Origin of the sequence: Sorangium sp. So ce145, from assembly GCF_051525985.1 — a bacterium.
In the GTDB taxonomy this organism is placed as follows: domain Bacteria; phylum Myxococcota_A; class Polyangia; order Polyangiales; family Polyangiaceae; genus Sorangium; species Sorangium cellulosum_B.
Genome location: NZ_CP150315.1, coordinates 617,024 through 636,687 on the forward strand (window position 1 = coordinate 617,024; position 19,664 = coordinate 636,687).

The window sequence follows — 19,664 nt, forward strand, 5'->3', positions numbered from 1 at the left end:
GCGCGCCGGAGGGGGCCGGCCTCAGCTCGCCTGGCCCTCCGCCGGCTCCTGCCGCCCTCCGATGGCGCGCAGCAAGAGCTCGACCGCGAGCAACAGGAGCAGCAGGAGCGCGACGTAGGGCGACCCGTCGATGGATGCGGCCATGCCGCCCAGCTCCGCCGCGCGGGCGCTCTCGGCGACGCGCCTCGGGCGGAGGTCGATCTCGCGCTCCGGGACCGACACGACGCGCGTCGAGCGCTCGCCGTCCAGGGTGAGCTCGTAGAGGCCGGCGAGCGGCGGGGACACGCGCAGGCGCCGCTCGACCTCGGCGACGGGGAGCGCCTCGCGCGACCGCGAGCCCTGCGAGGCCCCGTCGCGGTCGACCCGCACGCGCTCGACCTTGACGTCGTGGTAGCCGTCGAACGTCCACAGCTCGCCCGCGGCGAGGCGCCGCGCGCCGCCGCGGGCGCGCGCGGCGCCGACGAAGCCGTCGAGCAACGACAGGAACGCGGGCCGCAGCGCGACGTCGCTCTCCTCCGTGCCGAGGGGCAGCGTCATGAACAGCACGACGCCGCGCCCGAGCGGGCGGCGCACGAGGAACGGGGCGCCGTCCGCCCACCGGGCGAGCACCTCGGCGCCCTCCGAGGCCTCCGCGCCCAGCGTCGCCCGGCCGCGCGGGGCGACGTCGGCGAGGCCGGGCGCGGACGGGCCGAGCCAGCCCGCCGTCGCCGGATCCACGCCGGGCACCGGGGAGGCCGACCAGCGGACGACGCCCGGGACCAGCGGCTCGAACCCGGCGCCGAGCGGCGCCGCGGCCGCGCGCTGGCCGAGCGTCAGCAGCGCGACGCCGCCGCGCTCGACCCACGCGGCGAGCGAGCGGCGCACCTCCGGCGTGAAGCCGGGCGCGTCGTCGACGATGAGCCCCGCGTGCGCGGCCAGCTCGTCCGCGTGCTCCGGGACCGAGGGCAGCGGCCTGATCTGCGCGTCCAGGTCGAGCGCCGAGAGGGCCTGCTCGAGCGGCGGCGGGCCGCCCGTCTCGACGTGCGTGGTCGCGGGGTCGACCACGACCGCGATCGAGAGCGGGCCGCCGGCGGAGATGATCGGGGCGCGGTCGTCCTCGGCGATCGCGTCGCCGCCGGTGAGCGCGGCGATCAGGATCTCGGGCGCCCCGGCCGGGAGGTCGATCGAGAGATCCTCGGCGCGCAGGGCCGGATCGAGCGCGACCTTGCCGAGCACGGCGTCGCCGGCGCGCACCTCGAGGGATCGCCCCGCCGCGGCGGAGGCGCCTGTGGCGGCCGAGCCCGCGGCGGGCGGCGCGTCCGCGCCGCCGTCTCGCTGCGCGACGGCGACGTCGGGCCCGCGCGCCGCGGTCGACGCGGCGGTGCAGACGACGCGGACGCGCGCCTTCTGGCCGGATCGATCGGCGCGCACGATCCCGCAATCCTGGCCCGTCGCCTCGAGCTCCTGGAGCGGCACCCACGTGGCGATGTCGGGGGTGCCCGAGATGGGCGGGGCGCCGGGCGTGCCGTCCGCGAGGTCGCTGAGGAGCACGATGCGTTTGTCGCTCTGAGGCAGCCCGCGGAGCAGATCGCGGGCGAGCGCGAGGGCGCCGTCGATGTCGGTGGCGCGATCCGACGGCGTCACCGCGGCGAGCGCCTCGCCGACGGCGGCGAGGTTCGTGGTCGACGCGAGGGCGACGCGGGCCGGGGCGCCCGCGAGGACGAGCGCCGCGGCGTCGCCGGGAGCGAGGCCGCCGGCGAGCTCGCGCGCGGCCGTGAGCGCGCGCTCGAACCGCGAGGGCGCCTGGCTCGACCGCCCGTCGCGCGCGGCGCCCTCGGCGCCGTCCGGGCGCGCCCGCATGCTGAGCGAGTCGTCGACGACGATGGCGAGCGCGACCGACGCGCCGGCCCTGCGGCTGAGCGACAGGTGCGAGCAGCGCAGGAGCGGCGTCGCGCCGAGCACCGCGAGCGCGATCACCGAGACGGCCCGGGTGGCGAAGAGGGCGCGGTCCTCGAGGAGGCTCCGGCGCCGCGCCGTCGGCGGCGTGGGCGGGACCAGGCGCGCCGGCGGGAACGGCCGCTCCTCGGCGCGGCGACGGCGCAGGAGGTGCGCGGCGACCGGCGCGCCGACGAGCAGCGCGACCAGCAGCGCGCCGAGCGTGACGAAGCTCATCGGCGCACCTCGGCGATCGCCTGCACGAGCGCGCGGACGACGTCGGTCGGAGGATCGGCGCTCGTCGCGCGGAGCAGACGGCCGCCGCGCGACGCGAGCGCCCGCGACCAGGTTTCGGCCAGGGCGGCGAGGCGCGCCTGGTACTGCGCGCGGACCGCGCCCGCGTCGGCCTCCACGACCGCGCCGCCCTCCAGGGCGCGCAGGCGCACGTTGCCCTCGAAGTCGAGCGTCGCCTCGCTGGGATCGAGGACCTGGAGCGCGATCAGCGTGCGGCCGCCGGTGCTCAGCGACGTGAACGCCGAGAGCGCGCGATCGGCGCCCGACGGGGCCGCGCCGGATTCATGAGCAAGATCGATGAGATCCGAGATGAGGAGGACGACGGCGCCGCGGCGGGCCTTCTTCGCGATGGGCGCGAGCGCGCGCTCGACGGCGCCGCCGTCGCTGCTCCAGTCCTGGGCGGCGGAGGTGGCCTCGAGGGCGCCGACGATGCGCTCGAACGCCTCGCGCCCCGCCATCGCGGGCAGGCCGTGGGTGCCGGCGCCGCCGAGCCAGGCGAGCCCCACCGGGTCGCCGGTGGCGAGCGCGACGCGGGCCATGGCCGCGGCGATGAGCGCCGCGTAGGCCAGCTTGGCGCCGGGCGCGCGCCGGCCGCGGTAGGACATCGAGGCGGTCGCGTCGACGCACAGCCACAGGGCGCGATCGGTCTCGGTCTCGAACTCGCGCACCATGAGGCGATCGTGGCGGAGCAGGGCGCGGCGATCGAAGAAGCGGAGATCGTCGCCGGGCACATAGGGCCGCTGGCCGCCGAACTCGACGCCCGCGCCCTTGCGGACGCTCCGGTGCATGCCGGCGTAGACGCCCTCGGCGACGGCGCGCGACTTGAGGCGGAGCGGGGCGAGCCCGCCCCAGTCGATGGGGAACGCGGCGAGCGAGGCGCGGTCGGAGGCGAGCGGCACGGTGTCGCTTCTTAGCCTGGATCCACCGGGCGATCACCTCGGGGCAGCGGCGCGTCGGCGCTGCGGGGGGACGCGCGGCAGCCGTGCGTCGGCGCTGTCGGTGGACGCGCGGCGGCCGTGCGCCGGCGGCGCGCCGAGCCGCGCTCGGGGACGCTCCTGGGCTCCCTCCCTCGCGCGGCTTTCTCGTGGGCTTTCCCGTTCTTCCGGGGGCGAGGGCTTGCCGAGGCGACGCCCGCCGCGCATCAGCTCCGTGGAATGGCTGACGAGAAGAGGCCGGCGTCGCGCGCGTGGCTCGGGTACCTGCTGATCGCGGTCGGGATCCTGGTCCTTTCCGGGATCGTCAGGTCACGAGGGCGCCCGCTCGTGCCGTACGACGAGGCGGTCGCCGAGGTGCGGCGCGGGGAGATCTCCGCGGCGATCGTGAAGCCCGACGAGATCGAGCTGGTCCGCCGCGAGAGCCCGCAACGACCGGAGGAGCGCGTCCGCGTGACGCGGCTGCCCGGCGTCGAGGACGAGCCGCTCGTGAGGGCGCTGCTCGACAAGCAGGTCCGCATCGAGGCGAAGAGCCCCCAGACGTCGGTGTGGATGCAGGTGGCGATCTGGATGTTGCCGCTCGTCCTCATCAACGCGGCGTTCTTCATGATGCTGCGGCGGGCGGGGCAGGGGGCTGGCGGGCCGCTCGGGTTCCTGCGCAGCAAGGCGAAGATCTACGATCGATCCAGGCAGGATCCGGTGCGCTTCTCGGACGTGGCCGGCGTCGACGAGGCCAAGGACGAGCTCGTCGAGGTGGTCGACTTCCTCAAGGAGCCCTCGAGGTACCGCTCGCTGGGCGGGCGGATCCCGCGCGGCCTCCTGCTCATCGGGCCGCCGGGCACCGGCAAGACGCTGCTCGCGCGCGCGGTGGCGGGCGAGGCGAACGTGCCGTTCTTCTCCCTGAACGCGAGCGAGTTCGTCGAGATGTTCGTGGGGCTCGGGGCCGCGCGGGTCCGCGAGCTCTTCGAGGAGGCGCGCAAGAGCGCGCCCAGCATCGTGTTCATCGACGAGATCGACGCGGTGGGCAGGACCCGGGGCGGCCTCGGCGCCCTCGCGACCCACGACGAGCGAGAGCAGACGCTCCACCAGCTCCTCGCCGAGCTCGACGGCTTCGACGCGCGCACCACCGTGATCCTGATGGCCGCCACCAACCGCCCCGAGGTGCTCGATCCGGCCCTCCTGCGGCCCGGGCGCTTCGATCGCCAGGTCATCGTGGATCGGCCCGATCTGCGGGGCCGCGAGGCGATCCTTGCCGTCCACGCGCGGCGGGTGCCGCTCGCGAGCGGCGTCGATCTCGGGCTCGTGGCGCGCCGCACGCCGGGCATGGTCGGCGCCGATCTCGCGAAGATCGTCAACGAGGCCGCGCTGGCCGGGGCGCGGCGCGGCGCAAGGGAGATCGGACAGGCCGATTTCGACGAGGCGCTCGATCGCTCGCAGCTCGGGCTCCGGCGCCGCGGGCAGATCATGACCGCGGAGGAGCGGCGGCGCGTGGCTTACCACGAGGCCGGGCACGCCCTCGTCGCGCTCGCGCTGCCGGCCGCCGATCCGGTGGAGCGGGTGTCCATCGTGGCCCGCACGATCGGCGCTCTCGGCGTCACGATCCAGGTGCCCCGCGACGAGCGACAGCTGGTCACCGAGCAGGAGATCGAGTCGCGCGTCACGGTGATGCTCGGCGGCAGGGCGGCGGAGGAGCTCGCGCTGGGGCAGGTGTCGAGCGGCGCGCACGACGATCTCGGGCGCGCCACGGCGCTCGTCCGCGAGATGGTGACCCGCCTCGGGATGAGCCGGCGCCTCGGGCTGGCCGCGCTCGCGCGCACCGTCGGCGCGCCGATGCTCGGCGTGCTCCAGGAGGAGCGCACGTGCAGCGAGGCGACCGCCCGCGAGGTCGACGAGGAGGTGAGGGAGCGGCTCGGCGAGATGTACCTGAAGGCCAAGCAGCTGCTCGTCGATCGCCGCGAGGGCCTCGAGGCGGTCGCGGAGGCGCTCGTGCTCAAGGAGACGCTGCGCGGCGAGGAGCTGGAGGAGATCGCGGCCGTGTCGACGCGGCGGAAGATCGCCGTGGGCCCGCCGAGCGCGGCGTGAGCCTCAGGCCGCGCGCCGCCGGCGCCTGAGGCCGCCCGCGAGCGCGGCGAGCGACAGGCCGGCGGCCGCCCACGCCCGGCCGCCGGCGCTCCCGCGCGGCGCGCCCCCGGCCGAGCGGCAGGCGCAGCCGCCGTCCTCCTCCGCGAGCTCGCCGCCGCCTGCCGGGGCCTCCGGCTCGCCGACGCCGATCCCTCGCACCGCGATCCTCTGCACGGGCCGGTCGGGGTCGTTGGACTCGACGAGGACGGTCGCCGCGAATTCGCCGCTGGCCTTGGGCGCGAAGCGGATCGCGAAGTCGACCTCCGTTTCCGGGTCGATCCCGAGCGCCGCGTCCGCGAGCTCGAAGCTCTCCGCGTCGTCGGTCGTCACGACGGCGTCGAGCAGCGCCTCCCCCGCATTCGACAGCCGGACGAGCTCCACGTTGGCCTGCCCCACCTCCACGGCGCCGAAATCGATCTCCTGCTTGTCCAGCGCGAGGTCCGGGAGCGGCACATGGACGCGCTCGCTCTCGAAGACCCATTCGTGCTCGGTGTACGGGAAGGCGAGCGGGATGTCGGCGAGCGGGATCGACCATGAGCGGCCGAGCAGGCTGACGCTGAACGCGGGGACCAGGTGGAGCGTGCCGTCGTACCGTACCGAGCCCTCCGGACGAACGTTGAGCTCGACCGACGGGCCTCCCAGGTAGTCCACGGAGGAGGCTCCGGCTTCGGAGGTGATGTCGCCTCCGCTCACCGTCGCCTGATCGAGCGTCTCGATGGCCACGCGATGGGTCGTGTAGCGGGCCGCGACGTCCATCGCGATGTCGAGCTCGAACCTCCCGTCGATTCCGGGGATCGAGCCGCCGATGAGGTCGCCGAGCGATACGGACGCAACGCGCTGCAGCGCTGTGGATCTCTCCAGCGTGATGCCCGGCTCCCAGCCCCAGGCGTCGAACTGCTCTCCGGCGTGCACCTGGAAATCGACCTGGGGCACATAGGGAATATCGCCCGTCCAGTCGAAGTCCTGGCCCAGGACGGAAATGCTGATGTGTCCCTGTGCGCTGACGTCGAGTCCGACATCGCAGCTGAACGCGCCTCCATCCGGGGCGCCTGGTGCCTTGAGCGCGAGCGCCTCTGGCCAGGACGCCTCGAGCGCTCCGCTCAACGAGACCTGGGTGCTGGCGTAGACCGCGGCCCCGAGGCTGACTTGCAGCGGTGAGCCCGGCGGGACCCAGCCTGTATCGAAGTCGAGCCCGAGCGGGATGGCGACTTTGCGCTGGAACGTGAGCGGTCCCCGCGCGCACTGGAGCGGGTCGTCCGCGCACGGCACGGCGAGCGAGTCGTAGGCCGAAGCGGCCGCGGGGGCGAGGAGGGCGAGCGCGGCGGCGACGCAGGGGAGAGCGCGCCGCCGCCGGGGCCGAGCAGAGCGGAGTGCCGCGAGGGCAGCGCCGCCGGACAGCAAGGAACGCATGAGAACGATTACCACGATCCTCGCGCTCCACGCCATAGCCGCAGCCCCCCGATGGCGGCGCGCCAGGCACGTCCCAGCTGCGTTTCAGCTGCGTTCCAGCGCGCCCTAGCGCGCCCCGAACAGCGTGCCGACCACGATGCCGGCGGCCGCGCAGAGAATGGCCACCACGGTCCAGAGGATGAGCTCACGCGATGTGCCGCCCGCCGGCGGCGCAGGGCCAGCGGGCGTCTCGCGGACCGCCGCGGCCGCGCTTTCGGGCAGCGCTCTCCTCACCGTGCTCGCCACCGCGCTCTCCGGACGCGTGACCGGATCACCGACGTGGTCAACATGGCCGACGCCCGAGGCGGAAGCACCGTCCTGGAGGGGCGCGGCGTAATCCAGGCCGGTCCGCTCGAGCGCGAGATCGGTGATCGAGACGGCGTCCGCGAGGCTCGCGGGGGTGTGGTGCACGACGCGCCGTTCTTCTCGGCAGGCGCGCAGGGCGTCGGCGAATGCCCTGGCGCTCGGGTGCCGCTCGGAAGGGCTCTTGGCGAGGGCCCTCAGGATGACCGCCTCCAGGCCGGCCGAGATGAGCCCGGAGCGCTCGCTGGCGCGCGGCGGCAGGGGCTGCTCGGCGATCTGCGCCGTCATCACGGCGATGGGCGTCCGCTTGCTGAACGGCACGGCGCCGACCGCCATCTCGTAGAGGATGCAGCCGAGCGCGTAGATGTCGCTGCGCGGATCGACGTCCTCCCCGCGCACCTGCTCCGGCGCCATGTACTCCGGCGTCCCGAAGATCATGTCCTTCTCGGTGAGCCCGGTCGTCTGCTGTTCGCCGTGCACCACCTTCGCGAGCCCGAAATCGACAACGCGGACGCGGCCGGCGAAGGGAGACGGCGCGGCGCCCGCGCGCCCGTCCGGACGCTCGATGAGCACGTTGGCCGGCTTGAGATCGCGGTGCACCACGCCCGCCGCGTGCGCTGTCTCCAGCGCGGCGCAGATCTGCAGGGCGATCTCGATCGCCACGTCGATCTCGATCGGCGCGTGGTCCCGCAGGAGCTCCTCGAGCGAGCTGCCGTCGATGTGCTCCAGCGCGATCACGAGGAGCCCGCCCTCCTCGACGAAGTCGAGCATCCGGACGACGTGAGGGCCCTCGACGCGCTCCAGGATGGCGGCTTCCCGGTGATAGCGCCTGAAGATCTGGGGCGTGCCCGAGAGGTGCCTGTGGATCACCTTCAGCGCGACGCGCTGGCCGTCCTCGTCGCGGGTGGCGCGGTAGACGACGCCGGAGGCCCCCTCGCCGATGACGGACTCGACGGTGTACCGCGACGCGACGCCGTGCCCGGCGGGCAGGCGATCGGGCGCGGGCTGCTGCGAGGTCACCGCCCATCGCCCGCGTCCGCGGGGATCGGCGGCGCGGGGTCGGGCGAAGGCGCCCTGAGGTGCAGCTCCGTCGACGAGGTGCAGGCGCGCACGATCTTCGGGCTGAGCTCGATGGGATCGAGTCGCGCGGCGGGGTCGGCCTCGCGCCACGCGGCGCACGCGGTCTCGGCGAGCCCGGTGGCGTCGAGCGCGACGTAGGCCTCGAGCAGGTGCCGCTGCAGCGTGGCGATCTGCACCCGGGCGAGATCGCCGTAGCCGAGCAGGCGGCTCGCCCGCGCCACGGCGTCGATGTAGCGGCCGCTCCGCACGTCGCCGGCGAGCTGCGGCAGCTCGGCGTCGACCCGGCGCTGGGCGTCGCGCGCGCGGCCGGCCCCCTCGGAGCGCACCAGCGCGCCGGAGCTCGCGGCCTCGGCCTTGCCCTGGGCCGTGAGCGGCAGATCCGTGAGCGGGACGAGGATCACCATGCCGCGGCGCAGCGGGCGCTGCTTGAGGTGGTTGTACTTGTCGAGCATCCACGCGTGGTCCCGCTTGCCCAGGAAGCGATAGGCGATGGTGAGCAAGGTGTCGTGCTGGCCGACGACGTACCGCAGGTTGTACGGCACGATGATCTCCTGCCCGTCGGTCGGCTCGAGCCAGGGCCACGTGTCGTTCGAAATCGCGAGGACGTCGCTCCGGTCGGCGGTGCCGAGCAGCCGCTCCGCGAGGATCGCCCAGGTCTCGCCCGCGGTGACGCGGTGGTGGCCCAGCGCGGGCACCTCCAGCCGCAGGCCGGGCATGATCGGCACGCCGGCGCCCGCGTCGAGCGCGTTGGCGGCGACGAGCACCTGCTCCATCTGCACGCGCCCGTAGGTGCGCTCCGCGATCTGCGCGAGCGTCTCGCCCTCGCGGACGACGTGCGGGAACGCCGCCGCGGCGCTGCCGACCAGCGTCGTCGCCGCGAGGGCGCCCACGGAAAACCAAGCTCGCCGAGGCATCACGCCGCCGAGGGTACCAGGGGATCGCGCGCCGTGGGACGGCTCGCGACCGCTCGCGCGGCGGCGCGCGGGGAACGTTTGCCACGATTTCGTCGCGCCCGTGATTTCGTGCCAGAGTGCCCGCGACGCATGAAAGACACGACGACGTCCGGCAGGATCCCGACGTGGCTCTCGCGGCGCTCGCCTGCGGCGGCGCGGCTCCTCACGGCCGGCCTGCTCGGGCTGGCGACGCCGGGCTGCCTCGTCCGGCAGGGGCTGTACGATGAGGCGCGCGCGGAGATCCAGAGAGAGCGCGACGCGGGTGACAAGGCGCGGGCCGAGGCCCAGAGCGCCCGCGCCGAGGCCCAGAGCGCGCGTGCCGAGGCCGCGCAGCGGTCCGCGCAGGTCGCCGCCATCGAGGAGGAGCTGGCGCGCCTTTCGGACGACCTCCGGGCGCGCGATCTCAGGCTGTCCGAGGCGACGACGGCCGAGGCGGGGCTCGCGCGGCGGCTCGACGAGCTCATCGCCATGAACGAGGAGCTGTCGGCGCGGCTCCGGAGCGCCGGGCAGAGCGTGGGGCAGCTCGCCGGCGAGCGGGGCAGCCTGTCGGCGGAGCTCGCGGAGACGCGGGCCAAGCTCGACGATCTGCGCCGGAAGCAGGCGGCGGCCGAGGCGCGCGCGGCCGGGATCCGCGACGCCGTGGACCGGCTGAAGGGCGCGGCCTTCGCGGGGAAGGTCCGTGTCGGGCTCCGCGCCGGGCAGCTCGTGATCGAGGTGCCGAGCGACGCGCTGTTCAACGGCGCGAGGGCCGAGCTCACGCCGGGAGGGCGGGCGGCGCTGGACGACATCGCCGGCGTGCTCCGGACGATGCCGGCCTTTCGCTTTCAGGTCGCCGCGCACACGGACAACGACCGGAAGGCGATGAAGAGCGCGAGGTTTTCGTCGAGCTGGGATCTCTCGGCGGCGAGGGCAACGGCGGTGGTCAAGCGGCTCGTCGAGCGCGGGATGTCGCCGCGGGGCCTGTCGACGGTCGGCTATGGCGAGTTCAGCCCGGTCGGGCCGAACGACACGGAGGCAGGGCGGGCGAGGAACCGGAGGGTCGAGATCCTCGTTGTGGCGGAGCAAGAGACACCGGGCGAGGCGGAGAAGGCGACCGGCAAGGACGCGCAGGCCGGCGGCGGCTAGCGCGCCTGTGACTGCGGCGACGCGTCCGGAGCCCGTTCGTCCTCAGCTCGGCTCGTCGAGCACCTCGGTGAGTGCGGCCGCGGTGACAGCCTTCTCGATCCAGCGCTCGAGGCGTTCCGGGTCCTTCTGGGCGAGGATGCGCTCGCGTGCCGCCTCGGGCACGGCGATGCCGCGAGTCCGGAGCACGCTCAACAGGGCGCGCACCGCTTCCTCGATGCGCCCCTCGATGCGTCCTTCGTCACGGCCCTGCGCGACGTACTTCTTCGCGAAATCGCTCTGGTACTCGTAGCCCTTCATCATCGCCTCCAGCGCCCGGCGAGCCGCGTCGTTCAGGGAATTGTACAGGAGATCGTAGTAGAACCGGGCGCGTTCGTCATCGAGCCCCTGGATCGCGGGCAGCACAGCGCCTGCGATCGTCGCGCCTTGCTCCGTCTCGCCATGGGCCATCGCGGAGAGGACCCCCAGCTCCGGTCGACGGACCGCTTCCGCTGGGTCCGTCACGACCGGAACGCTGTCGCGACGGAGCACGGGCGGGCGCAGGATGAAGCCGGGCACGCCGATCTCGATCGGCTGTGCGCACCAGTCCGCGACGAGGGGGTCGGGCGCGACGACGAGCAGGCCCGCCTGGCAGCGGTGCTGGTCTCGCGAGACGGTCAGGTAGGCGGGCCAGCTGAACGGCTTGTCGTCGTCTTTCCTGAGCTGCACCTCGACGATGATGACCCGGACCGGCTTGTCCGCATCGAGGAGCAAGACGACGACATCGGCGCGGTACAAGGCCATGGTGTTCAGCCGCGAACCATGGCGCCGGGCGCAAACCGGCGACGAGCTGCATCGGCTGCAATGCCGGGTCGGGCCGCGTCATGCGTCAGCGCGAATGCACTTCCCAATCTCTCAGATTCCGGCTCGGCTCGGAAGCTGCCAATTTGTGAAGGGCGCCGAGCGGCACACGAGGGACATTCCTTCAGGCGTGACGTATCGGTAACATTCAATCGGCCACTGGTATCTGCGCGTGCTCTTTCCGAAGGCCGGGACATGTGGCGAGAAGCTCACGTTATCCGGAGCACCGATGGGTCGCAGTGCGGCCCTGCTTTCGGTAACGCAGTCAGCGCCGAGAGCAATGATCGCGCGCGGTCGGAATGTGCTGAGCGCCGTGTGCAGACGTTCGACAAACAGTTTGCGAACGGCGCTCCGGGCAGCGTTGGCAGTGCGGCAAGTGCCGTGTGCAATTGGCATGCTTAGCAGGAGATTTGGCAGGGAGACGGGGAGATTGGTGGGACTTTACTCCCTCAATCCTCCCGCGCTTCCGCCCGCGCCGCTTCTCTTCGCCGCAGCGCGCACGCGGCGAGGATGCACAGCGCCGGCGTCACGACCATGTGATACCGGTCCTCGCCGAAGAACACGGCGTGCGTCAGCGCCACCGACGCGACCGCGAACGCGAGATAGCCGACGACACCCCCGTTCGCGGGTCGGCCTGGCAGCGGCAGCGCGGCGATCAGCGGGATCGCCACCGCGAGCGGCCAGAACGCGTGCCCGTCGCCGAGCACGCCCCACGCGACGAGCCCGAGCACCGCCGCGAGCGCGAGGAGCTGCGCGACGAGCTCGCGCCGCGGCCTCCGCCGGGGCATCGCCACGACCCCGAGCGCCGCGGCGGACAGCAGGCCGAGGTGCGACGCCGTGAGCACGCGGCGCCCGGTCGCGCGCCGCTCCTCGGGCCACGCCGCAGGGTTCGCCTCGCCGAGATAGCCGATCGGGAACGACTCGTGATCGAAGGTGAAGCCCAGCTTCCTCGGGATCAGGGCCAGCCAGCGACCTGGATCATCCTTGATCCACCGAAGCCCCGCGGCCATCCAGCAGCGGTCCTGCGCCACCTGGCCGCGCGCGATCGGGCAGCCGTCGCCCGCGCGCAGCGTCTCGAAGCGGCCCGTTGCGCGCGGGAACGCGCCGATGGCGAGGTTCCAGCCGCCGTTCGTCGAGACGAGCGCGCAGCCGTCCATCACGCGGCAGTTGCGGATCGTCCACGGCGCCACCACCGCGAGGGCCGTCGCGGCCGCGAGCGCCGCCGCGAGCGCGCCGCGTTTCCACGCGGCCGCCCCTCCAGACGCCGTCGCCGCCGGTCCTCCAGACGCGGACGCCTCCGGGGCGCGCATGGCCAGCAGCGCGAGCGCCGGCGCGCAGAGCAGGCTCTGCGGCCGTACCAGCGCCGAGAGCCCGAGCGCCACGCCCGCGAGGACCGCGCCGCGGGCCGGGCGACCGCGCGCGGCGTCGCGCGCGAGCAGCCAGGGCGCCGTCACCAGGCCGAGCGCCGCGAGCGGCTCCGTCATGACGAGCGCCGCATAGACGATGAGACCCGGCGAGAGCGCCGCGAGGAGCGCCGCCACGCGGGCGCGCGCCGGCGTTGTCGCGTACCGGGCGAGGCGGTGGACCACGACGACGAGCAGCGCGCCGGTCACCGCGTTCGCGACGGTCGCCGCGTGCGGCCCGGCGCCGAACAGCCGGTAGACGAGGGCGAGGAACCCGCTGTAGCCGACAGGATAATGGCACCACGGGTGCCATACCGCCTGGCCCCCGACGATGAGATCGTCCGAGTAGCCGAGCCCGGCGGCGATGCGGCGCGCGCCGAAATCGTAGTAATGGCCGTCCCACACGGGCTCGCGCGCCCACGCGATCGCCACGTAGAGCCGCGGCAGCAGCGCGAGCGCGAACGCGAGCGCCGAGAACGCGAGATCCCCGCCGGCGCGCTCTGACATGCCGCACGTGCCGCACGTGCCGCGCCCGCCGCGCCCGCCTCCGATCCGCGCCGCCCCGTCGCTTCCGCGCGACGCCTCAGCCATGCGGCTTGGCGCGCGAGCCCGCGGAGATCTCGCGCAGGCGACGCATGTAGGTCTTCGCCACCTGCGCCGGATCGAGCCGCAGGTACTTGGCAATTTCCTGAACGAATCCCTGTACGTAGACGGTCGCGGGCAGGTCGCCTATCGCCTCGTTCTCGATCGCCTGGAGGTGCGCCAGCGAGATCTTGGTCCGCTGCGAGATGTCGGTGAGCTCGACCCCCTGCGACTCGCGCACCTTGCGGAGCAGCGCGCCGCTGAACTGCGTCTCGGCGTTGATCTCGCGCGCGAGCTCGGCCTGGAGCATGGCCAGCTCGGCCGCGGCGGCGGCGTTCTCGGCGCGCACCGGGCCGAGCTGCGTGCGCGGATCGTCCGGGTAGGTCGAGAGATCGTACGCGCGGCGGCGCACCGGATCGAGGAGGGTGTCGTGCGCCTCCTCGATGCGCGCCTGCTCCTTCTGGAGCACCGCGGGGCTCAGCACGCTGACCACGGGCAGGCTCCCCTCCCGGTAGGTGTCGCGCTGGCGCTTGTAGGCGCGCCGGATCTCGTCGTCCGCGGCCGTCCGCGCGAGGCCGAGCGCCTCGTAGAGCGTCGGCGGCGCGGCGCTCTTCGAGGCGGCGGCGAGGGCGCGGGCGTGCGCCTCGGCCGGGCGGGAGTCGCGCGCGGCGAGCAGCGCGAGGATGCGCCGGGCCACGCGCTCGAGGTTGCGCGCGCTCTTCGACGTCGGGCTGTCGATGAGGAGCGGCTGGCGCCGGCGCGCGGTCAGCCACACCGCGTCGTCGTGCTCGATGTGTCCGAGGTAGTCGAGGGAGATGCCGAGGAAGCGCTCCGAGACGGCGCTCATCGCGGGGCCGAGCTCCAGGTCCGAGCGGTGCCGGGTCTGGCTGACCACGAGGTGCGGCTTCACCCGCGGCAGCTGCGCGGCCGCGAGCGACGCGACCCCCTCGTCGAACCGCTTCACCTCCATGATGAAGTCGCGCGGCGTCGCGAGCGCCGGGAGCGACGCCGCCACCTTCTCCACGAGCCGGATCTTGAAGCGCTCCTTCATGAGCGCCCGGCGCAAGGTGCGCTGGTAGAGCGCGCGGCAGAAGCGGTAGGAGTGCTCGACCGCGAGCGGCTCGGGCGTGGTGGCGCAGATGCCGACGTCGGCGTGCAGGAAGAGGTCGAGCGTCGAGGAGCCGGTCGCCGCGCCGAGGCTGACGATCACGTAGTCGACGTCGTGCTCCTGGATCATCTTCATCCAGTAGGCGGCGCGGCTCGGCCGGTGCGGCGTGGCCGTCATCGGGTCGTACGCGGTCGGGACGAGCCGGAGCCCGGGCACGGTGGTCGCGATCGGCTCGGCCTTGCCCTCCTCGATGTCCTCGCGCGTGACGAGCGGCGGCGCCTCGATCCCCAGCGCGGCGTGCAGCCCCGGGCTGTAAGCGTCGGTGTCGATGATGATCACGTCGCGCCCGAGCTGCGCGAAGTACACCCCCAGGTTGACCGCGAGCGTCGCCTTGCCGACGCCCCCGCGGCCGCCCCCCACGGCGATCACGCGGCGGGATCGCGAGCTGGAGAACGAGGTGATCTCGCCTGGCAGGGGGAGATCGTCGTCCGCCGAGCCGGGAGGGAGGGTCGAATAGCGCGGCGGAGGGTAGGACTCACCGGAGCTGGACAAGGTTCCTCTTCGTGCGGCGCGCGGTCGTGCGCGGGCGGGGTGGTGCGGCGGCGAGCGGATGCGAGCGGCTCGCGGCGCGAGTCCCCTCCTAGCACGCGCCGCGTGCGGCCATGAGCGCCGCCGTCGCCGGGGCTCCGCGCCGGCGCGCGAGCACGCCGCAAGCGGAGCGGAAACCCTGGCAGATCGGCGCGAAAAAGGGGGATCAGCTATCCAGCGCCGCGGCGGCCCGCAGGGCTCCCGATGCGCGGAGGCGGGCTTCGAGCTCAGCGGCGACGGCCGGCGTTCGCCACACTGCCTGAAAGAAGTCGTCGCAGTTGTGGGCGGCGTACCAGCCGGCCATGTGAGACCAGGCGTGCTCCTTCGGGGTCGCCGGAGGTGGGTCGCGGCGGGACGCGAGCCACACACCGACGGCCGCGGCGCGATCGGGGTAGGCGGCACGCAGGGCAGCGCAGACGAGGCGTTCTAGGGTCTGCTGCGGCGGCAGCTCCGGGGTTGGGGGATCGCTCGCCGACCAGAGGACCAACGAGACGAGCGTCGCTCCGCCGTCGAGGCACAGGTCGCCGTCCGGGGTGCGCGACCAGCGCGGGTCCTCCTGCGCGACGATGCGCTCGACAGCGTCCCTGAGCGCCGCCTCGCGCTGCGGCGCGCCGTTCGTCTCCGCCGCGTCGGTGTCGACGTCGAGGTTGACGGCGAGCCGCCGGAGGCCGTTCGTCGTCCGCTCGCGGAGCCGGGTCTTCATGACAGCGAGCACTTGGCTGTCGCCGTGGCATGGACGGACGCGCAGAAAACGACCGAGAGGCGTGCGGTAGGCGAAATCCCCACGGGTCACAGGCTTGCCGAACGGATCCCGGGCGATGTCGTAGGTCCCGTTCTCGCGGCGCGGGCGCGCGTCCGTCCAACCGAGGCGCTCCACGAGCCAGCCGGCCCAGAACGCCCGGTCGTGGTAGCCCTCGCAGAGGACGACCGACTCGACGGAAGCGCTCATCGCAGGTCGTCTCCGATCGCCTCGCGCGAGAGGCGCACCTCGCCCCCTTCGAGCCGGCTATGCCTCAGCTCGCCGCCGGCGAGCTTGAGCCGATAGAGCGAGAGCAGGCCGAGCTCGTCGTCCTTCAGCGTGCTCAACAGGGCGTCGAGCAGCTCCAGGCTGTGCGTGGAGAGGATGATCTGGAGCCCACGCCGGACACCCTCCACGATGCCCTGCGCGCTGGCCCAGATTGCAGCGGGGTGCTGGTGGGCCTCGGGCTCCTCGAGGAGCACGGTTCCACCTGGGCGCGCCGCGAGCTCGAGGCTCAAGCGGACGAGCGCCTGGACGCCATCTCCCGCGAGCGCGACCGGCACGCTCGAATCGGCGAAGGTGAGGTGGAGCCTAGGGTCGTTGTGCTCCGTCAGGATCTCGATGACGTCGAGCCCGGGGACGATCGCCGCGACGAGATCCCGAACGGCCTGCCTGCGGCCGCGCTCCGCGATGCGCGAGTACAGCTCGGACAGGGCGTGCCCGAACCGCGTGTCGACCATCCAGACGTCGAGGGGGGACTGCTCGTCCCGCGACTCCATGGAGACGTACGTGTTGTCAGCCGCGACTAAAGCGATCCCGCGCGCGTGATCCCAGGAGGTAGGCTCGTGCTTCAAGGGCGGCAAGTCCCAGGAAATGAGGGAAGAGTCCGGCTTGGCGCTGACCTCGATGGTGCTGAAGGGGTGTTCGGCGCCCTTCTCTGAGAGCTGCCGACGCAGGCTCTCGCCCAGAGCCTGCTCCGACCACACGATCGTACGACCATAGGCTCTTCGCGCCGCTGTTTGTACCACGATGGTCGCGTGGTTCTCCTGTGTGCCCCGCCAGAGCAGCCAGCGCGCGCCGTGCCGCAGGCCGGCCCTGCGCCGTACGGCGTAACCCGCGTTCGACGCAGGCTTCTGCCCTGCCCCGATGAGCAATGCATCCAGGACGGTGCTCTTCCCCGAGCTGTTCGGTCCGACCAGCACGACGAGGGGCGTCATCTGTTCGATGGATCCCGCGCGGATGCCGCGCAGATTCTCGATCCTCACCGAGGTGATCACGCCCAAGTCTTACGCTCGCCGGGCAGCGGCTGACAGAAAAGACCGCACCCGCGCGGCGTTTCCATGGTGTGCCTCGCCCCGTGCATGGGCTGCGCGCCTCGGCGCGCGGTCTGCCGCCCCGCCTGCCGCGGCTCCCGCCGCGCGAGCCGCCTCGACGCGCCCAGGCGGCTGGGCTAGTCGCTCCCCGTGGCTACCGTCCGACCTTTCCGCGCTTACCGACCCCCCCAGGCCCAGGCGGCTCGCGTCGCGAGCCCGCCGTACGACGTCATCTCCACCGCCGAGGCGCGCGTCCTCGCGGCGGGAGGCCTGCACAGCTTCCTCCGCGTCTCCCGCCCCGAGATCGACCTGCCCGAGGGGACGGACGAGCACGACGACGCCGTCTACGCCCGCGGCGCGCAGAACCTCGCCGATCTCATCGCGCGCGGCGAGCTCGCGCAGGACCCGGAGCCGCACCTCTACCTCTACGCCCAGAGGATGGGTGATCACCGGCAGATCGGCGTCGTCGGCTGCGCCGCGGTCGCCGAGTACGAGCAGGACGTCATCAAGAAGCACGAGAAGACGCGCCCCGACAAGGAGGACGACCGCACCCGCCACATCGAGGAGCTCGGCGCCCACGACGAGCCGGTGTTCCTCACGTACCGCGCCGACGCGGGCATCGACCGCGCGGTCGCGGAGGCCTTGCAGTCGCCGCCCATCTACGATTTCACGACCGCCGACGGCGTCGAGCACAAGCTCTGGGTCCTCGGCCGCGCGGCGACCGCCGACCTCGAGGAGCGCTTCCAGGCGGTCCCGACGCTCTACGTCGCCGATGGCCACCACCGCAGCGCGGCGGCGGCGCGCGTCCACAGGAAGCTGCGCGGCGACGGCGGCGAGCACGACGTCTTCCTGGCCGTGGTCTTCCCGCACGACCAGATGAACATCATGCCGTACAACCGCGTCGTGCGGGACCTCGCCGGCCGCAGCGCGGAGGCGCTGCTCGCGGCCCTCGGCGAGCGGCTCGACCTCGCGCCGGCGAGCGACGGCGCGGCCGCCACCCCGGCCGAGCCGCGGACCTTCGGGCTCTACCTCGGCGGCCGCTGGTACACCGCCAGGGTCCGCCCGGGGTCGTTCGACGCCAAAGACCCGGTGGCCTCGCTCGACTGCTCCATCTGCCAGGATCAGATCCTCGGCCCGATCTTCGGCGTCAGCGACCCCCGCCGGGACAAGCACGTCGATTTCGTCGGCGGCATCCGCGGCGTCGCCGAGCTCGAGCGGCGCGTCGACTCGGGCGCGTTCACGATGGCGATCCACCTCTATCCCACGCAGATCGACGAGCTCTTCGCGGTGAGCGACGCAGGGCTGCTCATGCCGCCGAAGAGCACGTGGTTCGAGCCGAAGCTCCGCAGCGGGCTCTTCATTCATACGTTCTGACGAGCGCGCCGCGCCGGGGGTAGACTGCGCCCCATGGTGGACATCAAGCGTGTATCCCCCCAGCAGGCCAAGAAGCTCATCGACGAGGAGGGGTATCTCTACCTCGACGTCCGGAGCGAGCCCGAATATGCGGCCGGGCACCCGAGCGGCGCGCACAACGTGCCGCTCATGCACGCCGGCGCCGGCGGCATGAAGCAGAACCCCGACTTCCTCGATGTGGTCCGCGCCCTCTATCCCAGGGACGCGAAGATCATCGTGGGCTGCAAGTCCGGACAGCGCTCGATGCGCGCGGCCGAGGCCATGGTGTCGGCCGGCTACACGGCCGTCATCGAGCAACGCGCCGGCTTCGAGGGGCCGCGCGACGCGTTCGGCGCGATCACCGAGCCGGGGTGGGGGCCGGCCGGGCTGCCCGTCGAGACGGCCACGCCCGGCGGCTCCTACGCCGAGCTCCGCAAGAGCGCTGGCAGGTAATACGTCCGGCGCGCACCGCTCGCGGCGCGGCGCCGGGCGCGTCGTCGCGGCGTCGATCGCGTTGCCGGAGGCCGCTCGCTCCGCTAGGAATCCGCGTGCTCCACGGTGCGCGCGTCGCAGTGGTCATCCCCGCGCGGGACGAGGCGCGATGGATCTCCGAGGCGGCGGGGTCGGTCCCCGCCTTTGTCGACCACGTGATCGTCGTGGACGACGCCAGTCGAGACGGCACGGCCGAGATGGCGCGCGCGCTCGGGGACGAGCGCCTCGAGGTGCTCGTCCACCCGGAGTGCCGCGGCGTCGGCGCGGCGATCGTCGCTGGCTACCGGCGCGCTCGCGCCCTCGGCGCCTCGGCCGTCGCGGTCATGGCCGGCGACGGGCAGATGGATCCGCGCGATCTCCCGCGCGTCGTCGCCCCGATCGCCTCGGGCGAAGCCGATTACGTGAAGGGCGATCGGCTGCGCCACCCCGACGTGTGGCGCGTCATGCCTCTCCAGCGGCTCGCCGCGACGGCGGCGCTCGCCGCGCTCACCCGCCGTGCGGCGGGGCTCGACGCCCTCTCCGACAGCCAGTGCGGGTACACCGCCATCTCGGCCCGCGCGATCGACGCGCTCGACCTCGACGGCCTCTGGCCCCGCTACGGCTATCCGAACGACTTGCTCGCCGCCCTCGCGGCTCGCCGGCTCCGCGTCTGCGAGGTCAGCGTGCGCCCCGTCTACCGCGGTGAGGCGAGCGGCCTGCGCGCGCGCCACGTGCTCACCATCCTTTTCCTGATCGCCAGGAACGCCATAAGGCAGTCCCTGAGCTGATCAGGAAAATCGCAGAACGCCCGCGCGCGGACGGAACATGTGAGTGGGAGTCGATCGAATCGACACGAACCGCTGCGCAAAACGGTCGACAACTCGCTCGTTGGTCTCATAGCAAAGCTGCCTGGCGACCTGACTCATCAACTTGGCGCGGAGGGGCCCGAGAGGCGCGAACCCCGCAGCCATGCTTCAACAAGGGGGGTGACGGACGTGGCCATCAGCCGAGCCGCCTGGGCTAGAATCTGGAATCCGGGGAGGTCGCGGACTCTGTCGTT

Annotated in this window: 15 protein-coding genes; 5 read left to right on the forward strand and 10 right to left on the reverse strand. The window is 73.3% G+C overall.

What is annotated here, in order from left to right:
* Positions 1–21: 21 nt before the first annotated feature.
* Both WMF34_RS02280 and WMF34_RS02285 read right to left on the reverse strand, forming a co-directional pair.
* Entirely contained in the window at positions 22–2,151 is a 2,130-nt protein-coding gene (locus tag WMF34_RS02280) for a vWA domain-containing protein (RefSeq protein ID WP_012233050.1), read from the reverse strand.
* Positions 2,148–3,107, reverse strand: coding sequence for a DUF58 domain-containing protein (locus WMF34_RS02285; RefSeq protein WP_012233051.1), 960 nt, complete (start codon positions 3,105–3,107; stop codon positions 2,148–2,150). The genes WMF34_RS02280 and WMF34_RS02285 overlap by 4 nt, the downstream gene beginning before the upstream one ends.
* Before the next feature lie 255 nt (positions 3,108–3,362).
* Here WMF34_RS02285 and ftsH point away from each other — a divergent pair, with 255 nt between their 5' ends.
* Positions 3,363–5,222, forward strand: a complete 1,860-nt coding sequence (gene ftsH, locus WMF34_RS02290; RefSeq protein ID WP_012233052.1) for an ATP-dependent zinc metalloprotease FtsH — start codon at positions 3,363–3,365, stop codon at positions 5,220–5,222.
* A gap of 3 nt (positions 5,223–5,225) precedes the next feature.
* On the opposite strand, the gene WMF34_RS02295 is transcribed toward ftsH, so the two are convergent.
* The 3 genes from WMF34_RS02295 to WMF34_RS02305 form a co-directional block, all read right to left on the reverse strand.
* Positions 5,226–6,671, reverse strand: coding sequence for a choice-of-anchor D domain-containing protein (locus tag WMF34_RS02295; protein ID WP_437992267.1), 1,446 nt, complete (start codon positions 6,669–6,671; stop codon positions 5,226–5,228).
* A gap of 105 nt (positions 6,672–6,776) precedes the next feature.
* Positions 6,777–8,033 carry a serine/threonine-protein kinase gene (locus WMF34_RS02300; RefSeq protein WP_437992268.1) on the reverse strand — a complete coding sequence of 419 codons (1,257 nt, stop codon included), beginning with the start codon at positions 8,031–8,033 and terminating at the stop codon, positions 6,777–6,779.
* Entirely contained in the window at positions 8,030–8,983 is a 954-nt protein-coding gene (locus WMF34_RS02305) for a LysM peptidoglycan-binding domain-containing protein (protein WP_437992269.1), read from the reverse strand. The genes WMF34_RS02300 and WMF34_RS02305 overlap by 4 nt, the downstream gene beginning before the upstream one ends.
* Positions 8,984–9,136: 153 nt before the next feature.
* Between WMF34_RS02305 and WMF34_RS02310 the strand changes: the two genes are divergently transcribed.
* Positions 9,137–10,171, forward strand: coding sequence for an OmpA family protein (locus WMF34_RS02310; RefSeq protein WP_437992270.1), 1,035 nt, complete (start codon positions 9,137–9,139; stop codon positions 10,169–10,171).
* A gap of 42 nt (positions 10,172–10,213) precedes the next feature.
* Here WMF34_RS02310 and WMF34_RS02315 read toward each other — a convergent pair whose 3' ends face one another.
* From WMF34_RS02315 to WMF34_RS02335, 5 genes are all read right to left on the reverse strand, one after another.
* Positions 10,214–10,951, reverse strand: a complete 738-nt coding sequence (locus WMF34_RS02315; RefSeq protein WP_437992271.1) for a hypothetical protein — start codon at positions 10,949–10,951, stop codon at positions 10,214–10,216.
* A gap of 506 nt (positions 10,952–11,457) precedes the next feature.
* Positions 11,458–12,918 (reverse strand): ArnT family glycosyltransferase, encoded by a 1,461-nt coding sequence (locus tag WMF34_RS02320; RefSeq protein WP_437992272.1) that lies wholly within the window; start codon positions 12,916–12,918, stop codon positions 11,458–11,460.
* 76 nt (positions 12,919–12,994) lie between these two features.
* Positions 12,995–14,653, reverse strand: coding sequence for a helix-turn-helix domain-containing protein (locus WMF34_RS02325; protein ID WP_012233059.1), 1,659 nt, complete (start codon positions 14,651–14,653; stop codon positions 12,995–12,997).
* 202 nt (positions 14,654–14,855) lie between these two features.
* Positions 14,856–15,638: a hypothetical protein gene (locus WMF34_RS02330; RefSeq protein ID WP_437992273.1), complete on the reverse strand. Its 783-nt coding sequence runs from the start codon at positions 15,636–15,638 to the stop codon at positions 14,856–14,858.
* The gene (locus WMF34_RS02335) at positions 15,635–16,705 is read right to left on the reverse strand and encodes an AAA family ATPase (RefSeq protein ID WP_437992274.1); all 1,071 of its coding nucleotides are present in this window, start codon (positions 16,703–16,705) and stop codon (positions 15,635–15,637) included. Before WMF34_RS02335 ends, WMF34_RS02330 begins: the two co-directional genes overlap by 4 nt.
* 186 nt (positions 16,706–16,891) lie before the next feature.
* Between WMF34_RS02335 and WMF34_RS02340 the strand changes: the two genes are divergently transcribed.
* The 3 genes from WMF34_RS02340 to WMF34_RS02350 all read left to right on the forward strand — a co-directional run bounded on the left by WMF34_RS02340 (position 16,892) and on the right by WMF34_RS02350 (position 19,392).
* The gene (locus WMF34_RS02340) at positions 16,892–18,115 is read left to right on the forward strand and encodes a DUF1015 domain-containing protein (RefSeq protein ID WP_437992275.1); all 1,224 of its coding nucleotides are present in this window, start codon (positions 16,892–16,894) and stop codon (positions 18,113–18,115) included.
* A 33-nt stretch (positions 18,116–18,148) separates the two neighbouring features.
* Positions 18,149–18,586, forward strand: a complete 438-nt coding sequence (locus tag WMF34_RS02345; RefSeq protein ID WP_437992276.1) for a rhodanese-like domain-containing protein — start codon at positions 18,149–18,151, stop codon at positions 18,584–18,586.
* A gap of 95 nt (positions 18,587–18,681) precedes the next feature.
* Positions 18,682–19,392, forward strand: a complete 711-nt coding sequence (locus tag WMF34_RS02350) for a glycosyltransferase family 2 protein (RefSeq protein WP_012233062.1) — start codon at positions 18,682–18,684, stop codon at positions 19,390–19,392.
* The last annotated feature ends 272 nt before the right edge of the window (positions 19,393–19,664 follow it).